The organism is Lentzea sp. NPDC020367 (assembly GCF_044387305.1).
Classification (GTDB): Bacteria; Actinomycetota; Actinomycetes; order Mycobacteriales; family Pseudonocardiaceae; genus Lentzea.
In genome coordinates this window covers 16,175-33,896 of the sequence record NZ_JBIRVV010000024.1, presented here as the reverse complement: position 1 = coordinate 33,896, position 17,722 = coordinate 16,175, and the positions used below count along the sequence as shown (strand labels likewise).

Here is a 17,722-nt window from a genome sequence, read left to right as displayed (position 1 = left end):
AATCCCGAAAAGACGGTCGGCCCGAAACGACAGGAGGTGTGTCAACCAGCCGATCGGCCAGTCCGCGTACCTCTGCGGGATGACATCCGCAGGTGCAGCTCCGGCCTTCAGATGGAGGTGGGGTAACGCTCGGTGTCCCTACGGTCACTGACGCAGCACCTCATCTAGCGCTGGAGGTAGACCAGTGAGAGCAGGACAGCGAGGTGCCCGTCGGGGGATCACCGCGCTCGCGTTGTCGGCAGGCCTCGTCACCACCGGAACGATCACGGGGACGACGGCCGTCGCGCACGCGGGTGAGCAGTCATCGGGGCAGGGGGACCGGAGCGTCACGCTGATCACCGGTGACCGGGTGGAGCTGGCGGGAGACCGCGTCGTGCGGGTCGTGCCGGGTCCGGGCCGGGGCAGGCTCCCGGTGCGCACCTTCACGCGGGACGGGCATCAGCACGTGGTGCCCGCGGACGCGATCGCGTTGGTGGACAGCGGAAAGCTCGACCCGAGGTTGTTCGACGTGACGTCGTTGGCCGAGTTCGGCTACGACGACTCGCGGCGCACCACCGTCCCTGTGATCGTGCGGCCGGCGGCGGGCGCACGATCGGGCGTCACGGCGTTGGCGGCCAAGGGATCGGTCAACGGGCTGGTGACCGGCACGGTCGAGAAGTCGGGCAGCGCCTGGGAGTCGCTGCGCGGTGGCGCGGTCGAGAAGGTGTGGCTGGACGGCGTCCGCAAGGTGTCGCTCGACCGCAGCACCAAGCAGATCGGTGCGCCGGCGGCGTGGCAGGCCGGTGTCACCGGCAAGGGCGTGAAGGTCGCGGTGCTCGACACGGGCGTCGACGAGAAGCACCCGGATCTGCAGGGCAAGCAGATCGCCGAGAAGAACTTCACCGAGTCGCCGGACAACACCGACGAGGTCGGGCACGGCACGCACGTCGCGTCGACCATCGCCAGCAAGGGCGAGCAGTACCGCGGTGTCGCGCCGGACGCGGAGATCCTCGACGGCAAGGTCTGCCAGCCCGGCGGCTGCAGCGAGTCGGCGATCCTCGGCGGCATGCAGTGGGCGGCCGAGCAGGGCGCGAGTGTCATCAACATGAGCCTGGGCGGAGGTGACACCCCGGAGATCGACCCGATCGAGGAGGCCGTCAACCGGATCTCCCGGGAGACCGGCGCGCTGTTCGTCATCGCGGCGGGCAACTCAGGGGCCCCGGAGACGATCGGCTCGCCCGGTAGCGCCGAGTCCGCGCTGACCGTGGGCGCCGTGGACCGCAACGACGGCATCGCGCCGTTCTCCAGCCGTGGCCCGGCCGCGGACGGTGCGGTGAAGCCGGACGTCACCGCGCCCGGCGTCGACATCGTGGCGGCCGAAGCCGGTACGCAGGGCCACGTCTCGATGTCCGGTACGTCGATGGCGACGCCGCACGTGGCGGGTGTCGTCGCGCTGCTCAAGCAGCAGCACCCGGACTGGAGCGGTGCGCGGCTCAAGGCGACCATCATGGCGTCGGCCAAGGCGAACCCGTCGCTGACGGCGTTCGACCAGGGCACCGGGCGCGTGGACGTGCCGAAGATGCTGGCACAGCAGGTGATCGCCGATCCGGCGAACATCAACTTCGGTGTGCAGCAGTGGCCGCACGACGACGACCAGAAGGTCGTCCGCGACGTCACCTACCGCAACCCCGGCACGGAGCCCGTCACGCTCGACCTGAGCGTGGACGTCAAGGGACCGGACGGCAAGCCCTCGCCCGCCGGTCTCTTCACCGTGTCTCCCGCGAAGGTCACGATCCCCGCCGGCGGCGAGGCCAAGGCCACGATCACGGCTGACACCAAGGCGAACGCGCCGGACGGTGCCTACAGCGGCGCGATCGTCGCGTCGAACGGCCTGCGCACGCTCGTGAGCGTCAACCGCGAGGTCGAGAGCTACGACACCGCCGTCGCGGTGCTCGGCAGCGACGGCAACCCGGCCGAGTCGCAGAGCACGGTCTTCGTCAACACCACGACCGGCAAGGTCTATCCGGGACTGGCCAAGAACGTCCGCCTGCCCAAGGGCGAGTACCTCGTGGACAGCGCCGTCATCACCCCGGACTTCAAGGTCGCGTTCCAGGTGCAGCCGAAGTTCCAGGTGACCGGCAAGGGGTCGATCACGATCGACGCGCGCAACGCCAAGCCGGTCGCGCTCAAGACCCCCGACGCCGCCGCCAAGGGCATGATCGGCACCATCGGCTACTCCACCCAGATCGCGGGCAGGACCTTCGGCCACGGCTGGGCGTTCTTCGACGGACTGGCGGGCCAGGTGTCGACCGCGCAGATCGGTTCGGCCGCGCCGGGCTTCTCCGTCACGATCGCCGAGCAGCTCCAGGGCACACCACGCGACGAGAAGACCCCGGTCAGCTATCGCCTGATGTACACCGAGAACGCGATGCCGACCGGCTACGAGCGCACCGCCAAGGCGAACGAGCTCGCCGAGATGACGACGGGCTTCCGCTACGCCGGTGAGGGCCGCCAGCACGGCGTCGCCGTCATGCCGAACCCGGTCGACGGCAGCGGCGGCTTCGGCTGGTTCACGCGGGTGCCGGAGGGCGGCCGCGCGATCGACCTCGTCTCGACCGGTACCGGCACGTGGAACTGGATCTACGACCGGGTCGGCCCGGACAACAACAACGAGTACTCGACCGAGACGCCCACGCGTTCCTTCAAGGGAGGCAAGAAGTACTCGCAGACGTTCGGTGCCGCGGTCTTCGGCCCGTCCGTTCCGTCCGCGCCCGGCTTCGGCCTCGCGAGGTTCGAGGACCAGATCGCCGTCAGGGTGCCGCTCTTCACCGACAGCAACGGCGGTGCGGGCAGGTTCAACGGCGGAACGGCGAAGACCTCGTTGTTCCACAACGGAACCAAGCTCGGCGAGCAGGACCGTCCGACCGCGATCTTCGACGTCCCGGCGGCGGAAGGCACCTACCGGGCCGAGATGGCACACAGCCGTGACGCGGAGCTGTCGAACAAGGTGAGCGGCGCCTGGACCTTCAAGGCCAAGCACACCACCGACATCACGCACCTCCCGCTCACGGTGGTCCGCTTCCTGCCCAAGCTCGACGACAAGGACACCGCGCACGGCCGGGTGCAGCTCGTCCCGCTCAAGGTCGAGCAGGCGCAGAACACGCCGAAGGTCAAGCGCGTCACCGTCGAGGTGTCCTTCGACGACGGCGCGACCTGGAAGCAGGTGCAGGTCGCCGGCGACAAGGCGATCGTGCACCACCCGAAGAACGCCAAGTTCGCCTCGCTGCGCGCCAAGACCATGGACGCGGCGGGCAACACCGGCGAGGTGACGATCATCCACGCCTACAAGATCGCGAGCTGACCGACCGTTCTGGCCGATCAGTTCTGACGGGCCAGAACTGTCAGACCCGCTGACTAGCATCGGATTCGGGGGATCCACCCTCCGGCCTCACAGGGCCTGGGATCCCCCGAATCCGAGCTTACTCAGCGGGTCTGACACTTTTCAGGAGCAGGCTCACGGCCGCCGGTACTGCGCGGGCGAGCCGGCGGTCGCCGGGTCCTCGTAGCTCCCTGCTTTCCCCCGATCGACGTGGAACGTGGTCAGCGTCGACACCGGCGACGCCGCGTCCCGCCGGTCCCCGATCACCTTCATGTGCGTGGTGAACCGCTCTGGCGTCACCTCGTACACGTCGTAGCCGTACCTGTTGCCCTCGAAGTACTTCAGGTGCGGGTTCGCCGCCCCCATCACCGGCCCGTTCACCGCGTTCCACTCCGGCGAGTAGGCGCCGGAGGTGACCGAGTGCGCGGTGAACTCCGTCCCGATCACCGGCGACGAGAGGTCGTCGAAGTCCGGCCTGATGTCGTCCACGAACGCCGAGTGCCAGTCGCCGGTCAGCACGACGAGGTCCTTCAGGCCTTCCGAGGCGACGTGGCCGAGCACCTCGCGGCGTTCGGCCAGGAACCCGTCCCACTGGTCGGTGAAGTAGTAGCCGCCGCCGGTGCGGGCGAGCTGCGACAGCATGATCGAGTTGATCCACACCTGCCAGGCTTCTCGAGCAGAAGAAATGCCGTCCAGCAGCCACTTCTTCTGCTCGGCGCCCAGGATCGTGCCGCCGGCGAGGTTCTGCGCGGACCGGTACTGCCGCAGGTCCAGCACCGTCAGATCGAGCAGGGAACCCCACTGGCGGTTGCGGTAGATCTGCGGTTCGAGAGCGCTCCCAGCGCGGATCGGCAGGTGCTCGTACCAGGCCTGGTAGGCGGCGGCACGGCGCTTCACGAACGGCGCGGAGCCGTCGGTGCCGCTGTAGTCGTTGGCGACCTCGTGATCGTCCCAGGTGAGGAAGAACGGGTGGGCGGCGTGGGCGTCGCGCAGTGACGGATCACCCTTGTACAAGGCGTGGCGGCGCCGGTAGTCCGCAAGGGACAGCACGGCGGGGCCCTCGTGATCACGCACGTGCGTGCCGCCGACCTGGCCGTGTTCGTAGATGTAGTCGCCCAGGTGCACGACGAAGTCCAGGTTCTCGGCCGCGATTCCGCGATGTGCCGCGTAGAAGCCGTCGTGGAACGCCTGGCAGTTCGCCGTCGCGAAACGGACCTTCGACACCGGGCCGACCGGGGCCGTGCGCGTGCGGCCGACGCGAGAACGCTTGCCCAAAGCCGAGAACTGGTAGTAGTAGGTGCGGCCGGGACGGAGGCCGTGCACGGGCACGTGCACGCTGTGCCCCAACAGGTTCGACGCCGCGACAGTCCCGCACGCGACACGCGAACGCATCGTGCGATCCAGCGCTACCGACCACTCGACCTCGACGATCTCGGGCAGCGGCTGCTCGAACGCCAGCGGTTCGGGAGCGAGCCGCGTCCACAGGATCACGCTGTCCGGCAACGGGTCCCCGGATCCGACGCCCAGCGTGAACGGGGCGGGATCCCACGAGGCGCCCAGATCGAGAGCGGCGGCGTGCGCCTGCGCGGGGGACAGACCGGCCGACAGCGGCCACACGGTGCCGAGAGCGCCTGCGGCGGCCGCGGCACGGAGGAGATCACGTCGGTTCAGCATCAGCGGGCCTCCACCGTGAACGAGATGTTGTCCGCGTAGCCGTCGTTCGACGTACCACCACCGGATCGGGTCATCTGCAGCGTCACGACCGCCGTCCGGCTCCCCGGCGGCACCGCGCCTCGAACGGAACGCTCGACCAGGCCGGTGCGGCCGGCGCGCTCCTCCGCCGTCACCGGTCCGAGCACCACGAGGCCGCGCGGTGTGCCGCCCGAATCGAGGAACTCGACCGACAGCCGGGCCCCGTCCTGCTGCGCGGCGTAGCCGCCGAGCCAGCAGGACACGGCGAACTGAGACGGCCTGCGCGGCAATGTCACGCTCTGTCGCAGTGTGCTCAGTGGCGTGTCGCCGCCGCCGAAGAACGACGAGCCGCGCCGCGCCGGACCGGGATCACCGGGCCCCGGATACCCCTGGCCCGTGTCGTACCGCAGCACGACGGGGGCGCCCGCGACGACGAGCCAGCCGGTCAGGCCCTGCTCGGCGGCGCCGTTGACGATGAGTTCGGTCATGGCACTGATCCGAGCAAGCGGGGCTGTCCCGGACGGATCACGAGGCCGAACGACGTGTGAACGGAAGGCCACAAGGGGCTTGAGAGAGCCTCACGAAGGCCTCACCGCTGCCCCAGGAGGATGATGGTGACAGATCAGACCGTATGAGAAGGCCGACTGGGTAGTCGCCGGGGCGCGCGGATCGTATCCTGGAAGGTGACGTCCCCAGGGTGGGTCGTCCGCCGGGTTCGGCGGAAACCGAAAACACCCGGCGCCCGCGACCGCTGTGCCGGAGGAGGAACGATGCCACTCTCCGAGCACGAGCAGCGACTGCTCGACCAGATCGAGCGCGCGCTCTACGCCGAGGACCCGAAGTTCGCATCTACCGTACGGGGCGCCAAGTTGCGGCGGCCGTCCAAGCGACGCCGTGTGCAGGGCATCGTGTTGTTCGTGGTCGGCGTGGCCGCGCTCATCACCGGCGTGATGCTCCCGCAGCTCGCGATCGCCAGCATCCCCGTGGTGAGCGTCTTCGGCTTCCTGCTCATGTTCTTCGGTGTGCTCATCACCCTGACGACGCTGCGTCGCGGTGACCAGGTCGCCGAAGGAGCGCAGGAGGACGGCAAGCCCGCGCGCAGCCGCAGCTCGTTCTCCGAACGGATGGAAGAGCGCTTCCGCCGCCGCTTCGACGAAGAGCAGTAACCGACCAAGCCTCACAGCGATGGGCCCGCCCCCGAACGGGGAGCGGGCCCATCGTCATGCCACGGACCTACACCCCGACCGGCTCCCGGTCGGGCGTCTCGGCGATCGGCGCGGGCGTCGGCTTGAGCACCGACTTCGGGAACAGCTTCGCCCGCAACGACAGCGGGGCGTTCTGTCGCAACGACTGTCGCACCGCGGCCAGCGCACCGGGCAACGCCGGGTCGGCGGCCGGGTTCGGGCTGTACCAGGACCGCTCGATCGCGCCGATCACCAGCCGCAGCCCGTCCTTGCCCGCGTCGTCCAGGTTGTGCTCGCGCGCCAACCGGCGGGCGGCGAGCCTGATCGTCTCGGCGGCCGGCACCGGCGCGCCGCGGTCGATCGACTCCGCCATGAGCTCGCTCCACGCAGCCGTGGCCGCGCCCGGACCGAGTGCCGTCACCGCGTGCAGGCGGTTGCGCCGTCGCACGGCACGCACCAGCAACGGCGTGAACACGACCCCGGCGATCACGAGCACCACCGCGAGCCACCACGAGAGCAACGCCGCCGCGAGCCCCACACCGATCAGCCACAACGCGGCGGCGGCCGGAATCAGCAGCTTGCGCGCCCACGCCGCGCCCATCAGGCCCGCGCCGACCACACCGAGCAGCGCGAGGACCAGGAAGATCGACAGCAACGCCGCCAGCACCAGCACCACGCCCAGCGCCCACAGGTGCCACGGCTGCGGGCCCTCGGAACCCGCCTGCGGCAGTCCCTGGTCGCCGTCGGTGCCGTCGGGCGAGGTGGAGGCCTGGGCCGAACCGGTCGCGGACGGCGCCACCGACGGCGCCGTCGTCTCGGCGGTCGGCTGCTCCTCCTGGCCAGGCGCGGTCTCGCGCAGGTACGGCGGGACGATGCCGCGGCCGTCGGAGACCGGGGTCGGGTCGAAGGTCATCCAGCCGTAGTTCGGGAAGAAGATCTCGACCCACGCGTGCGCGTCGTCGGTGCTGATCACGCGGTACGCGTTGTCCGCGGACGGCACGCCGGCGGTGAAGCCGATCGCCACCCGCGACGGCAGGCCCACGACGCGGGCCATCACGGCCATCGCGGACGCGAACTGCTCGCAGTAGCCGACCTTGCTCCGCAGCACGAAGTCGCTCAGCGCGTCCGTCGTGACGTCGCCCTTGGTCTCGAGCTGGTACTTGAAGTTGCTGGTGGGGCTGTTGAAGAACGCCGTCAGCGCGGCGGCCTTGTCGAAGTCGTTGGTGGCGCCCTCGACGGTCTTCTTGGCGAGGTCCACGACCTCCTGCTCGACACCGTCGAACTTGTAGTACTCGCGATCGACCGCGTTGGCCTGGGTCGGAGCCAGCCGCAGCGCCTGCTTCGTCGGCGTCGACATCACCGTGTCGATCTCGTACGACTCCGGTTCGCGCTCCCGCTGGGTGTAGATCACGCCCTTCTTCGGGTCGAACTGGTAGTCGTCGTCCGGGGTGTCGATGCGGCGGACGGCGCCGTAGGTCGGCAGCCAGAAGCTCCGCCAGTCGCGCGGCTCGATGTTGATCCTGGTGGTCTTGCCCTCGCCGCGGTCGCCCGGCTGCGGCGGAAGCTCACCGCGCGCGGGCTGGCCGCCGGGAGGACTGCCGCGTTCCCAGCCCTTGTTCGGCACGTACTGGGCCAGCGTGGACGCCCGCATGTACATCGGGTCGGTCATGCCGCGCACGTAGAACACCTCGGCCGTCCGGCCGCGGTTGAGCATGCCGCGCAGCGACGTCATCTCGCTCAGGCCGATGCCGCCCTTGCCACCGCCACCGGCACCGCTGCCGGGCAGCCTGCCGACCGTGCCGACGAGCGTGAAACCCGCGCCGACGATCAGCGCGATCACCATCGCGATCGCCGCCACCGACGTCGCGGACCCGCCGGACCCGCTCGCCGACCCGGAACCGAGCCGGCCGCGCCACGCCTCGTGCCGGTGCTGGCCGTCGACCGCGAGCAGCATCGCGAACGCCGCCGCACCCAGGATGAACGTCCAGAACGGCAGCATCTCGTCGGCCAGCGACGCGGGCACCGCGAACACGCAGAGCAGCACCAGCCCGGACGCCGCCGGAGCCGCCGCGGCCACGGCCAGCGTGTCGACCAGCACCGCGACCAGGCCGATCGCCAGTACCACGAGTGCCTGGATCGCCGGCGACGCGTGCACCGGCGGAACCCCGGTCTGCACCTGCGCGACCGAGTCCGCGAGCACGTCGCCGAGCTCGCCCAACGCCTCGGGGCCGGGGATGAACAGGAAGATGCCCGACCGCGTGTGCAACGCGGTGAGCAGGCACAACAGCACGAACACCTGGGCGATCGCGACCAGCGGCGGAGTCAGCCGGGTCGCTCGCAGGAACGCGCCGGTCACGGTGATCGCCACGATCACCACGCCGATCCGCGCCAGCCACAGGTCGCCCTCGATCACACCGGAGAGCGCGGTGGACGCGCAGAGCACGGCCAGCGCGGCGATCCACGGCGTCGCCGAGGTGAACCACTCGGGTTCGGTGCCTCTCGTCGCCGGAGCGGAACGGGTCCCCATCTCAGCCCACCTCCGAGCGCACCGACGGACCCCGGTTACCGGCCGAGGCGCACAACTCCTGCCACACCTGCTGCATCGACGCGGACGGCTTCGCGATCGCCACGCCCCAGCCCGCGCCGTTCAGCAACCGCCGGGCGTCCTCGGGTTCGGGAGCGGACGGGTCCGTGCCGCCCGCCCACGCGTTCACGTCCAGCAACACGGCCATGCTGCGCATACCGCGCGGCCGGTACCGGATCAGCTCCTCCGCCGACGCCGGCGAGAGTCCGCCGAGCACCGCGATGACCTCCTGGCCCGCGCCGGGGTCCATCCCGCCGGTGAGCTCACGGCGGTGCGAGCCCTGCAACGCGGCGAGCGAGTCCAGCACCACGTGGTCGCTGTGCCCGCCCTCGGACGACCCGCCCGCGAGCACCCGCCCGTCCTCGGAGACCAGGCGCACCTGGTGGCCGAAGTGGTGCAGGTGCAGGCAGATCGACGCCGCGAACGAGATGGCCCACTCCAGTGAGGCCGTGGGCCCGCTACCGCGGTGCGCGTGCACCCGGTGGTCCAGCAGCACGGTCGTGCCGCCGCGCCACGGACGTTCCTCGACGCGCACCATCAGCTCGTCGCGCCGGGCCGTGGACCGCCAGTGGACCTTCCTCAGGTCGTCGCCCTGCCGGTACGGCCGCACGACCGCGTCGTCCTCGCCCTGTCCGGCCCGCAGCCGCACCGAGCCGTCGTCGCCGGCGCCCATGCCGGAACCGCCGGGCAGACCAGACAGCCGCACGACCCGCGGCACCACGACCAGCCGCGACCGGCCCGCGAGTTCGCGGTCGAACTCGGCCAGTCCGAACGGGTCGGTGATCCGCGCCATCAGCGGGCCGACCTGCTGGACGCCGCGCATCACCGGCTTGAGCGGGTAGCGCAACGTCGTCGGCGTGTTGCGGGGCAACCGCTCCACCAGGAACCGCGGTCGCGCGCCCAGGGCGTACGGCACCGTGTCCTCCAGCATCAGCCCGCCCGTGGGCAGCCGGCCGGTGCTGCGCAGGTCGAGCTTCACCTCGGACGCCGCACCCACCGGCACCCGGCTCGGGGCGAGGAACCGGGCGGCGTGCAACCCCACCCGAGCCCTCGTCGCGAGCCACGCGGCCAGCAGGGGCAGCGCGATCACGAACGCGGCGACCCGCAACAGGTCGCGTTCGTTCAGCACGGCGGCGCACACTCCGGCGGCGAACCCCGCGGCCAGCAAGCATCTTCCGCGTGTGGTCAGACCGGAGAGTGCGGTGCGCATCGTTAGCGTGGCGTCCCTGCGTTGTTGTTGTTCATGCTGCGGACGAACGCCGCGCTCGGGTCGAGTGCCGCCGTCGGCACCGGCACCCGCTGCAGCAGCGCCCTGATCAACTCGGCGGGGGACCGGCGAGCGGCCTGCGCCTCTGCCGTGAGCACCAGCCGGTGGGCCAGCACCGGGATCGCGATCGCGTGGATGTCGTCCGGCACCACGAAGTCACGACCGGCCAGCGCGGCTTGCGCGCGTGCGGCGCGGACGAGGTGCAACGTGGACCGCGGCGAGGCACCGAGTCGCAGTTCCGGCAGACGGCGCGTCGCCGAGACCAGCTCGACTGCGTACCGGCGGACCTCGGGGGACAGGTGCACCCGGCGCACGGCCTCGACCAGCCGCAGGATCTGCGCGGCGTCCGAGACGGGCCTCAGGTCGTCGAGCGGGTTGTGACCCGCGTGCTCGTCGACCATCGCCAGCTCGGCCTGCGGGTCCGGGTACCCGATCGACACGCGCGCGGTGAACCTGTCGCGCTGCGCCTCCGGAAGGGCGTAGGTGCCCTCCATCTCGATCGGGTTCTGCGTCGCGATCACCATGAACGGCGAGCCCAGCGGGTACGTGTTGCCGTCGACCGTGACCTGGTGCTCCTCCATGCACTCCAGCAGCGCGGACTGCGTCTTGGGGGAGGCGCGGTTGATCTCGTCGCCGACGACGATGTTCGCGAAGATCGGTCCAGGCCGGAACTCGAAGTCGTTCTCCTGCCGGTTGTAGATGGAGGAGCCGGTGATGTCGCTCGGCAACAGGTCGGGCGTGAACTGCACTCGGCTCACGGTGCAGTCGATCGAACGGGCAAGCGCTTTCGCCAGCGAGGTCTTGCCGACACCCGGCACGTCCTCGACCAGCAGGTGCCCCTCGGCGAGCAGCGTCACGAGCGCAAGGCGGACCACGTCTGGTTTACCGACGAGCACCCGCTCGACGTTGGCGGCGATCCGCTGGACCGCGCCGTGCAACTCTCCCAGAATCTGATCGACCGGCGCATGACTGTTCGCGCTTGGGCTTCCCGGCGTCACTAAACCTCCAGCAGCCGTGTCCGGAACACGGACGTGTGAGCGTTTCACGCAGTGTGTCAAACCACGGCTAAGTGCCCTACACCTGCGGGCTACATCGGGTTCGCTCCACCAGCATCCACCTTCCCCCACCAACTCGCCGCAACTCTCGGTTTTGGCGGAAATTTCTAGGCCGTTCGAGTGCTAAATCCGGGCTGAACCCTCACCCGCGAAGGTGGTGACTGACCAGCTCCCCCACCGTCCCCCCACGCTGCCCCACGGCGTCTACCTGGGAAAATGTGTCACGACATGCTGTGTGGACACCTGTTTCAACGTTGACTGTGGTGAAAAGTGGGGTACTGTGGCGGCCGGTGGGGCAGACGGGGGCTCCGCTGCCGGTCCGTCGCCCGGTGAGGGAGGTGGCTGCCGATGTTCCTCGGCACTCACTACCCGCGCCTGGACGACAAGGGTCGGCTGACACTGCCTGCGAAGTTCCGGGACGAACTGGCGGGAGGTCTCATGGTCACCAAGGGCCAGGACCACTGCCTGTACGTGTTTCCCCGGGCTGAGTTCGAACTGATGGCGAAGAAAGTCGCCGAGGCGCCGTTCACCAACGACGCCGTACGCGCCTATCAGCGTTATCTGTTCGCAGGTACGGACGAGCAGCGTCCGGACGGTCAGGGCCGCGTCCTGATCGCACCGGAACTGCGCCGGTATGCCGGGCTGACCAAGGAGTGCGTGGTCGTCGGCGCGTTCACCAGGATGGAGATCTGGGACGCGGCGGCCTGGCAGACCTATCTCGACGAGCACGAGGACGGCTACGCCACCGCTCGCGAGGAGGTCATTCCGGGCGTCTTCTGATGGCGGTCAGCCGAGCAACAGGCCGGATGTTCCACACGCGATTCGGGTGCCGTGAGGCCTCGGTCCGCTCGAGAATCGGCCCTGGCGCACCTTCCCCGGCGCCAGGTTCGACGGGCGGGCGGGGACCTGACGTCACCCGAAACGCGCATCAGGGGAGTAGAGGGACGATGGATCAGCCGCGGCACGTTCCGGTGCTGCTGGACCGCGTCCTGGAACTCTTCGCTCCAGCGCTCTCCGGCAAGCCCGCCGTCGTCGTCGACACGACGCTCGGCATGGGCGGCCACTCCGACGCGCTGTTGAGCGCCCACCCCGAACTCACGCTCATCGGGCTCGACCGCGACCCGCAGGCCATCGAGATGGCCGGCAAGCGCCTCGCTCGCCACGGTGACCGCGTTCATCTCGTCAACGTCACCTACGACCACATCGACGAAGCCGTGGAAGACCTCGGCTACTCGCGTGTGGACGGTGTGCTGATGGACCTCGGCGTGTCCTCGTTGCAGCTGGACGAGGAGGAGCGCGGGTTCGCGTACTCGAAGGACGCCCCGCTCGACATGCGGATGTCCAAGGGCACCGGCATGACGGCGGCGGACGTGCTGAACACGTACGGGCACGGCGACCTCGCGCGGATCCTCTCCACCTACGGCGAGGAGCGGTTCGCGGGCAAGATCGCGTCCGCGGTGCTGCGGGAACGCGAGAAGGAGCCGTTCACCAACAGCGGCAGGCTCGTCGAGCTGCTCTACGCCGTCGTGCCCGCGGCCTCGCGGCGCACCGGCGGGCATCCGGCGAAGCGCACGTTCCAGGCGCTGCGGATCGAGGTCAACGGCGAGCTGGAGTCGCTGCGGCTGGCACTGCCCGCCGCGCTGGGCGTGCTGCGCGTCGGCGGCCGGATCGTCGTGGAGTCCTACCAGTCCCTCGAGGACCGGATGGTGAAGCAGGCGATCGCGGAGCTGGCGAAGTCCAAGACGCCGCCTGGCCTGCCGGTCGAGCTGCCCGGCCACGGACCCGAGGTCAAGTTGCTCACCAGGGGCGCGGAACTCGCGAACGAGAAGGAAATCGAGGACAACCCGCGTGCGGCGCCGGTGCGCCTGCGGGCGGCGGAGCGGATCGGAGAGCCGAGATGACGGCACCCGCACGGGTCGGTGGGTCGTCACCCCGCGACCCCTCCCCGAAGCAGGACAAGGTCCAGGAGAAGGACAAGGCCCGGCGGCGGACCGCCGGCGCCGAGCGTGCCTACGCGCGCCGGGCCCAGCGCGCCTCGAACCTGCGCGGCGGTTCCGCGAGCCCGCAGCAGAAGGCCGTGTCCAAGGCTCCGTTCGTCGTGCTGGTGATGCTCGTGCTGGGCGCGGGCGTCGCCGGGATCATGTACTTCTCCACCCAGGCCGCCGCCGACACCTACCGGTTGCAGGAGGCGCGGGCCGAGGCCGAGAAGCTGACGTTGCAGATGGAGCAGCTGCGCCGCGAGGTGGCGCTGCTCGAGTCGCCGACCGACCTCGCGCGCCGCGCGGGTGAGATGGGCCTGGTCGAGCCGTCCAACCCGGCACGGCTGCGGCAGAACGCGGACGGCTCCGTCGAGGAGTTCGGCAAGCCGAGCGCGCCCACCAAGTCGACGCCTCCGCCCCCGCCGTCGTCCGAGACGCCCGCACCGCCCGCGAGCCAGACCCCTCCGGCGGGTCAGACGCCTCCGGCGGGTGGCTGATGCCCGGTCCGCAGACCAGGGGACCGCGCCGTCCGTTGTCGGTGCGCGGCTCCCGCCCGGCCGCGCGCCTGGGCGGCAACAGCAGGCTGCGCATCGGCGTCGGCCGGATCCTGCTGATCGGCGCCCTGCTGATCGCGGGCGTCAAGCTCGTGCAGGTGCAGGGCCTGCAGGCGGCCGAGCTGTCGCAGCAGGCGCAGAAGCAGCGCACGACGCCCATCGACATCCCCGCCGAGCGCGGGTCGATCCTCGACCGCAACGGCAACCAGCTCGCGTTCTCGATCGAGGTGCGCGCGCTCTACATCCTTCCGCAGCGCGCGCGTAAAGCCTGGGACGAAGCGCACGCGAAGGACGAGAAGAAGTACCCGGGGACCTACGAGGACCGCGCGCGAGAGATGGCCAAGTTCATCTCGTCGACGCTGGGCCCGGAGGTCAACGGGGAGAAGACCGACGAGGAGACCGTCTACCAGCAGCTCGTCAAGGACATCTCCTACGAGGTCCTGGTCAGCGAGGCGGAGCCGGCCAAGGCCGCGAAGATCGTCGAGAAGTTCCCGGCGGAGATCGGCTCGGAGTACCGCTCCAAGCGCATCTACCCCAACGGCGACCTGGCGGCGAACATCATCGGCGCCGCGAACTGGCGCCAGGAGGAGAAGCCGCCGACCGTCCAGGGCATCCTCGGGCTGGAGAACGCCCAGGACAACGTGCTCGCGGGCCGCACGGGCCGTCGTGTCGTCGACACGATGTCGGGCGACGACACCCTCGTCATCCCGAACACCGAGCGCGAACTCGTGAAGCCGCAGCCCGGCAAGAGCCTCGAGCTGACGATCGACATCGACACCCAGTACGCGGTGCAGAAGATGGTCGGCGACTACGCGAAGAAGTCGGGCGCGAAGAACGCCTCCGCCGTCGTGCTGGACAGCCGCACCGGTGAGATCGTCGCGATGGCCAACGACAAGACCTACGACCCGACGGACTTCGGCAAGGCCAGCGAGGACCAGAAGCGCAACACCGCGGTCGCCTACAGCTTCGAACCCGGCTCCGTGAACAAGATCGTCACGGCCGCCGCCGCGGTCGAGTACGGCCTGTTCAAGCCGGACGACGTCGTGCAGGTGCCGGGATCGCTCAAGGTCGCCGACCGGACCATCAGGGACGCGTGGAACCACCCGACCGTGCCCATGTCGTTCACCGGCGTGTTCGCGAAGTCCTCCAACGTCGGCACGCTGCTCGCCGCGCAGGAGGTCGGCCAGGAGCGCTACGCCGAGATGCTGCAGAAGTTCGGTCTCGGCCGCCGCACGAACTCCGGTGTCCCCGCCGAGGAGGCGGGCCAGGTCCCGCCGCTCAACCAGTGGTCCGGCTCGACCTTCGGCAACCTGCCGATCGGCCAGGGCCTCTCGATGACGCTGCTGCAGATGACCGGGATGTACCAGGCCATCGCCAACGACGGTGTGCGCGTCCCGCCACGGCTGATCCGCGCCGAGATCGGCGAGGAGGGCGCGCGTTCGGAGAAGCAGCGCCCGGACGGCGTGCGGGTGGTGTCGCCGGAGACCGCGAAGACCGTCCGGCAGATGTTCCGCTCGGTCACGCAGTCCGACCCGCAGGACGCGAACCAGAACGGCACCGGCAAGCAGGCAGCCCTTCCCGGCTACCAGATTGCGGGCAAGACCGGCACGGCGCAGCAGATCGACCAGAACTGCAAGTGCTACTCCCAGTCCCAGTACTGGATCACGTTCGCCGGCATCCTCCCGGCGGACAACCCGCGCTACGTCGTCGGCATCATGCTCGACGCGCCGACCGGCACCCAGTTCAGCTCCTCGGCCGCGCCGCTGTTCCACGACATCGCGACGTTCCTGACCCAGCGGTTCCAGGTGCCGATGTCGGTCGAGCAGACGCCGTTCGTGCAGCTGCAGCTGTGAGGGGCGTGCATTGTGGGCGGCGCGCCCCGGATCCACAAGGGGCACCGGCGCGCGCAGGCGTGATTCCGTTGTTTTGACAGTGAAAACTTCTTCGTGTTGAGACGCATTTCATCACGTTTAATTCTCCGAAACCGGAGAGCTGAACGAGATGAGGTGCGTCGTGCGTTCCATCGGATATTCGATCTTGGCGTTCTTGCTGGGGACGGCGCCCGTCGTCCCTGTTCAAGCGCCTGAGGACGGGCCTGACGTGAAGTCGTACTGGCTGCACATGAACAGCACGACGATCTCCGAGGAAATGATCGAAATCGAGGCGAACCGACGTTCGTACGTCGTGCTGAACGCCTGGGAAACCGATCTTGCCGCGAAGCTCAAGAAGGCGAACCCGGAGATTCAGACGTTCGTCTACAAAGATCTTTCGTCGACGCGCAGCTATGCCTGTTCCGGTGGTCGCGACGACGCCGATCTCCCCACGGGCGTCGGGTACTGCGCGGCCGACCCGTCGTGGTTCCTCGTCGACTCCGGCGGCAAGCGCCTCGAGTACGGCGGCTACGCGGGCCACTGGCAGATGGACGTCGGCAACGCCGGCTACCAGAACGCCTGGGCCGACAACGTGGTCGCGTCCTCGGCCAAGGTCTTCGACGGCGTGTTGATGGACAACGCCCTGTTCGCCTGCGACACGTACCACGACGGCGTCTGCCCGGCCGCGTACCCGACCGACGAGTCGATGCGCGAGGCCTACCGCTCGATGCTCGCCAACACCAGGCAGAAGTTCGTGGACGCGGGCCTCAAGACCGTCGCGAACATGTCCAACGCCCGCCTGCACGACGGCGCGTGGGACTCCTACGTCGAGCACCTGGACGGCGGCTTCGACGAGTGGTGGCTGACCTTCGGCGACAAGGACCTGCTCTCCGAGTACTCGCAGGGCTGGAGCCGGCAGATCGCCCAGATCACCGCCAACGAGGCCAAGGGCAAGATCACCTGGGTCCAGCCGCACCACAGCGGCGCCGAGCAGCCGTTCCGCTACGCCTTCGCGAGCTACCTGCTGGCCAAGGGCGAGCACGCGGCGATCTCCGAGATCGAGGAGACCGACCGCTACGACAACCCGTCGCAGTGGCGCACCGAGTACGACTGGGACCTCGGCGCGCCGCTGGATGAGCACCACGAGGTGGCCGCGAACGTGCACCAGCGCGACTTCGAGTGCGGCACCGTGCTCGTCAACGCGAACAAGACGGGCAGCGCTCCCGTCACCCTCCGGCTCGCCGAGACGCAGTTCAACGAGCACAACGCCCCGGTCACCTTCGTCGCCCTGCCGGGCACCACCGGAACCGTGCTGCGCAAGGCTTGCTAGAGCTTCGCGCGGTCGTCCTGCATCGGCTCCGGCCGGGCCACCAGCACCGGACAGGACGAGTGGTAGAGCGCCGCTCGCGTGACCAGCCCGACCCCGTCGTGCTGCCCGCCCCGCCCCACGACCACGAGGTCGGAGTCCAGCGCGGCCAAGGCCTCGTGCGGATGCCGTGACTCCACCACGACTTCGGGGGTCAGCTCGGGAGCGGTGGTGCGCAGGAACAGCACGGCCCGGCGGATCGTGGCCTCGTCACGCGGCACCGTGACGCCGTGCTGGGCCGGCAGGTGGATGTGCAGCAGGCGGAGCCGCGCTCGGCGGGTGCGGCAGAGCTCGACCGCGCGCCGCAGCACGACCGGGTCCTCGCACCCGCCGACGGCAGCGGTGATCCAGCCGTGTTCGCCGCGGATCGCCTCAGGGCGTCCGCGCACCACCACGACGCCGCACCGCGCGCGGCGCAACACCGGGAGGACGAGGGAGCCCAGCCCCAGGCTGCGGTGCTGTTCGCCTTTGCACCCCAAGACCAAGGTCGCGCTGGAGTCCGACGCCCTCACCAGTGCGGCCACCGGGTCGTCTCCACTCGGGCGGAAGTGGGCGGTGAGCATGGGGAGTCGTTCCAGGACCCGCTGGACCGTGGTGTCGCCGGGGTCCGCGAGGTAGACCTGAAGATCCGTCCGGAGCGACCACGCGTGCCGCGCGGCCCACTCGAAAGCGTGATACGCGGACTCGGAAGTGTCGACTCCGACTGTCACGGAACGACTGAAATCGGGCGCCCAGAAGGAAAATCTCCTGGGCTCCACCGCCGTGCTGGTGTTCATTGCCGCCTCCTGCCGGTTCCTACCTCACCGCAGCCG

At 69.7% G+C, this 17,722-nt stretch carries 13 protein-coding genes; 7 read left to right on the top strand and 6 right to left on the bottom strand.

Annotated elements, in window-relative coordinates:
* Window positions 1-184 precede the first annotated feature (184 nt).
* Window positions 185-3,340, top strand: a complete 3,156-nt coding sequence (locus tag ACH413_RS44700; RefSeq protein WP_360048092.1) for a S8 family serine peptidase — start codon at window positions 185-187, stop codon at window positions 3,338-3,340.
* A 153-nt stretch (window positions 3,341-3,493) separates the two neighbouring features.
* Here the strand turns inward: ACH413_RS44700 and ACH413_RS44695 are convergent, their stop codons facing one another.
* Window positions 3,494-5,032 carry an alkaline phosphatase D family protein gene (locus tag ACH413_RS44695; protein WP_360048094.1) on the bottom strand — a complete coding sequence of 513 codons (1,539 nt, stop codon included), beginning with the start codon at window positions 5,030-5,032 and terminating at the stop codon, window positions 3,494-3,496.
* Window positions 5,032-5,538, bottom strand: a complete 507-nt coding sequence (locus ACH413_RS44690) for a hypothetical protein (protein WP_360048095.1) — start codon at window positions 5,536-5,538, stop codon at window positions 5,032-5,034. The genes ACH413_RS44695 and ACH413_RS44690 overlap by 1 nt, the downstream gene beginning before the upstream one ends.
* A 282-nt stretch (window positions 5,539-5,820) precedes the next feature.
* Here ACH413_RS44690 and ACH413_RS44685 point away from each other — a divergent pair, with 282 nt between their 5' ends.
* Window positions 5,821-6,216, top strand: a complete 396-nt coding sequence (locus ACH413_RS44685) for a DUF3040 domain-containing protein (RefSeq protein WP_093597478.1) — start codon at window positions 5,821-5,823, stop codon at window positions 6,214-6,216.
* A 67-nt stretch (window positions 6,217-6,283) separates the two neighbouring features.
* Here ACH413_RS44685 and ACH413_RS44680 read toward each other — a convergent pair whose 3' ends face one another.
* From ACH413_RS44680 to ACH413_RS44670, 3 genes are read right to left on the bottom strand one after another with little or no spacing between them, the layout of a single operon-like run.
* A complete protein-coding gene (locus tag ACH413_RS44680) occupies window positions 6,284-8,761 on the bottom strand; it encodes a transglutaminaseTgpA domain-containing protein (RefSeq protein ID WP_360048096.1) in 2,478 nt (825 codons plus the stop codon).
* A 1-nt stretch (window position 8,762) separates the two neighbouring features.
* A complete protein-coding gene (locus ACH413_RS44675; protein WP_360048097.1) occupies window positions 8,763-10,028 on the bottom strand; it encodes a DUF58 domain-containing protein in 1,266 nt (421 codons plus the stop codon).
* A 2-nt stretch (window positions 10,029-10,030) separates the two neighbouring features.
* Window positions 10,031-11,083 carry an AAA family ATPase gene (locus ACH413_RS44670; protein WP_396426017.1) on the bottom strand — a complete coding sequence of 351 codons (1,053 nt, stop codon included), beginning with the start codon at window positions 11,081-11,083 and terminating at the stop codon, window positions 10,031-10,033.
* A gap of 405 nt (window positions 11,084-11,488) precedes the next feature.
* On the opposite strand from ACH413_RS44670, the gene mraZ reads away from it, so the two are divergent.
* From mraZ to ACH413_RS44645, 5 genes are all read left to right on the top strand, one after another.
* Window positions 11,489-11,920: a division/cell wall cluster transcriptional repressor MraZ gene (gene mraZ / locus ACH413_RS44665; protein WP_360048099.1), complete on the top strand. Its 432-nt coding sequence runs from the start codon at window positions 11,489-11,491 to the stop codon at window positions 11,918-11,920.
* Between the two features lie 167 nt (window positions 11,921-12,087).
* Window positions 12,088-13,041, top strand: a complete 954-nt coding sequence (gene rsmH / locus ACH413_RS44660; protein WP_319977350.1) for a 16S rRNA (cytosine(1402)-N(4))-methyltransferase RsmH — start codon at window positions 12,088-12,090, stop codon at window positions 13,039-13,041.
* Window positions 13,038-13,616 carry a hypothetical protein gene (locus ACH413_RS44655; protein ID WP_360048100.1) on the top strand — a complete coding sequence of 193 codons (579 nt, stop codon included), beginning with the start codon at window positions 13,038-13,040 and terminating at the stop codon, window positions 13,614-13,616. The genes rsmH and ACH413_RS44655 overlap by 4 nt, the downstream gene beginning before the upstream one ends.
* Window positions 13,616-15,526 (top strand): penicillin-binding protein 2, encoded by a 1,911-nt coding sequence (locus ACH413_RS44650; RefSeq protein WP_360048101.1) that lies wholly within the window; start codon window positions 13,616-13,618, stop codon window positions 15,524-15,526. The genes ACH413_RS44655 and ACH413_RS44650 overlap by 1 nt, the downstream gene beginning before the upstream one ends.
* Window positions 15,527-15,773: 247 nt before the next feature.
* The gene (locus ACH413_RS44645) at window positions 15,774-16,874 is read left to right on the top strand and encodes a putative glycoside hydrolase (protein WP_360048103.1); all 1,101 of its coding nucleotides are present in this window, start codon (window positions 15,774-15,776) and stop codon (window positions 16,872-16,874) included.
* On the opposite strand, the gene ACH413_RS44640 is transcribed toward ACH413_RS44645, so the two are convergent.
* Entirely contained in the window at window positions 16,871-17,620 is a 750-nt protein-coding gene (locus ACH413_RS44640; protein ID WP_360048104.1) for a universal stress protein, read from the bottom strand. The genes ACH413_RS44645 and ACH413_RS44640 overlap by 4 nt on opposite strands.
* Between the last annotated feature and the right edge of the window lie 102 nt (window positions 17,621-17,722).

Coding starts and splice junctions, on each gene's coding strand:
- ACH413_RS44650 (WP_360048101.1), top strand. CDS start 13,616: ATGCCCGGTCCGCAGACCAGGGGACCGCGCCGTCCGTTGTCGGTGCGC.
- ACH413_RS44690 (WP_360048095.1), bottom strand. CDS start 5,538: ATGACCGAACTCATCGTCAACGGCGCCGCCGAGCAGGGCCTGACCGGC.
- ACH413_RS44655 (WP_360048100.1), top strand. CDS start 13,038: ATGACGGCACCCGCACGGGTCGGTGGGTCGTCACCCCGCGACCCCTCC.
- ACH413_RS44680 (WP_360048096.1), bottom strand. CDS start 8,761: ATGGGGACCCGTTCCGCTCCGGCGACGAGAGGCACCGAACCCGAGTGG.
- mraZ (WP_360048099.1), top strand. CDS start 11,489: ATGTTCCTCGGCACTCACTACCCGCGCCTGGACGACAAGGGTCGGCTG.
- ACH413_RS44685 (WP_093597478.1), top strand. CDS start 5,821: ATGCCACTCTCCGAGCACGAGCAGCGACTGCTCGACCAGATCGAGCGC.
- ACH413_RS44695 (WP_360048094.1), bottom strand. CDS start 5,032: ATGCTGAACCGACGTGATCTCCTCCGTGCCGCGGCCGCCGCAGGCGCT.
- rsmH (WP_319977350.1), top strand. CDS start 12,088: ATGGATCAGCCGCGGCACGTTCCGGTGCTGCTGGACCGCGTCCTGGAA.
- ACH413_RS44675 (WP_360048097.1), bottom strand. CDS start 10,028: ATGCGCACCGCACTCTCCGGTCTGACCACACGCGGAAGATGCTTGCTG.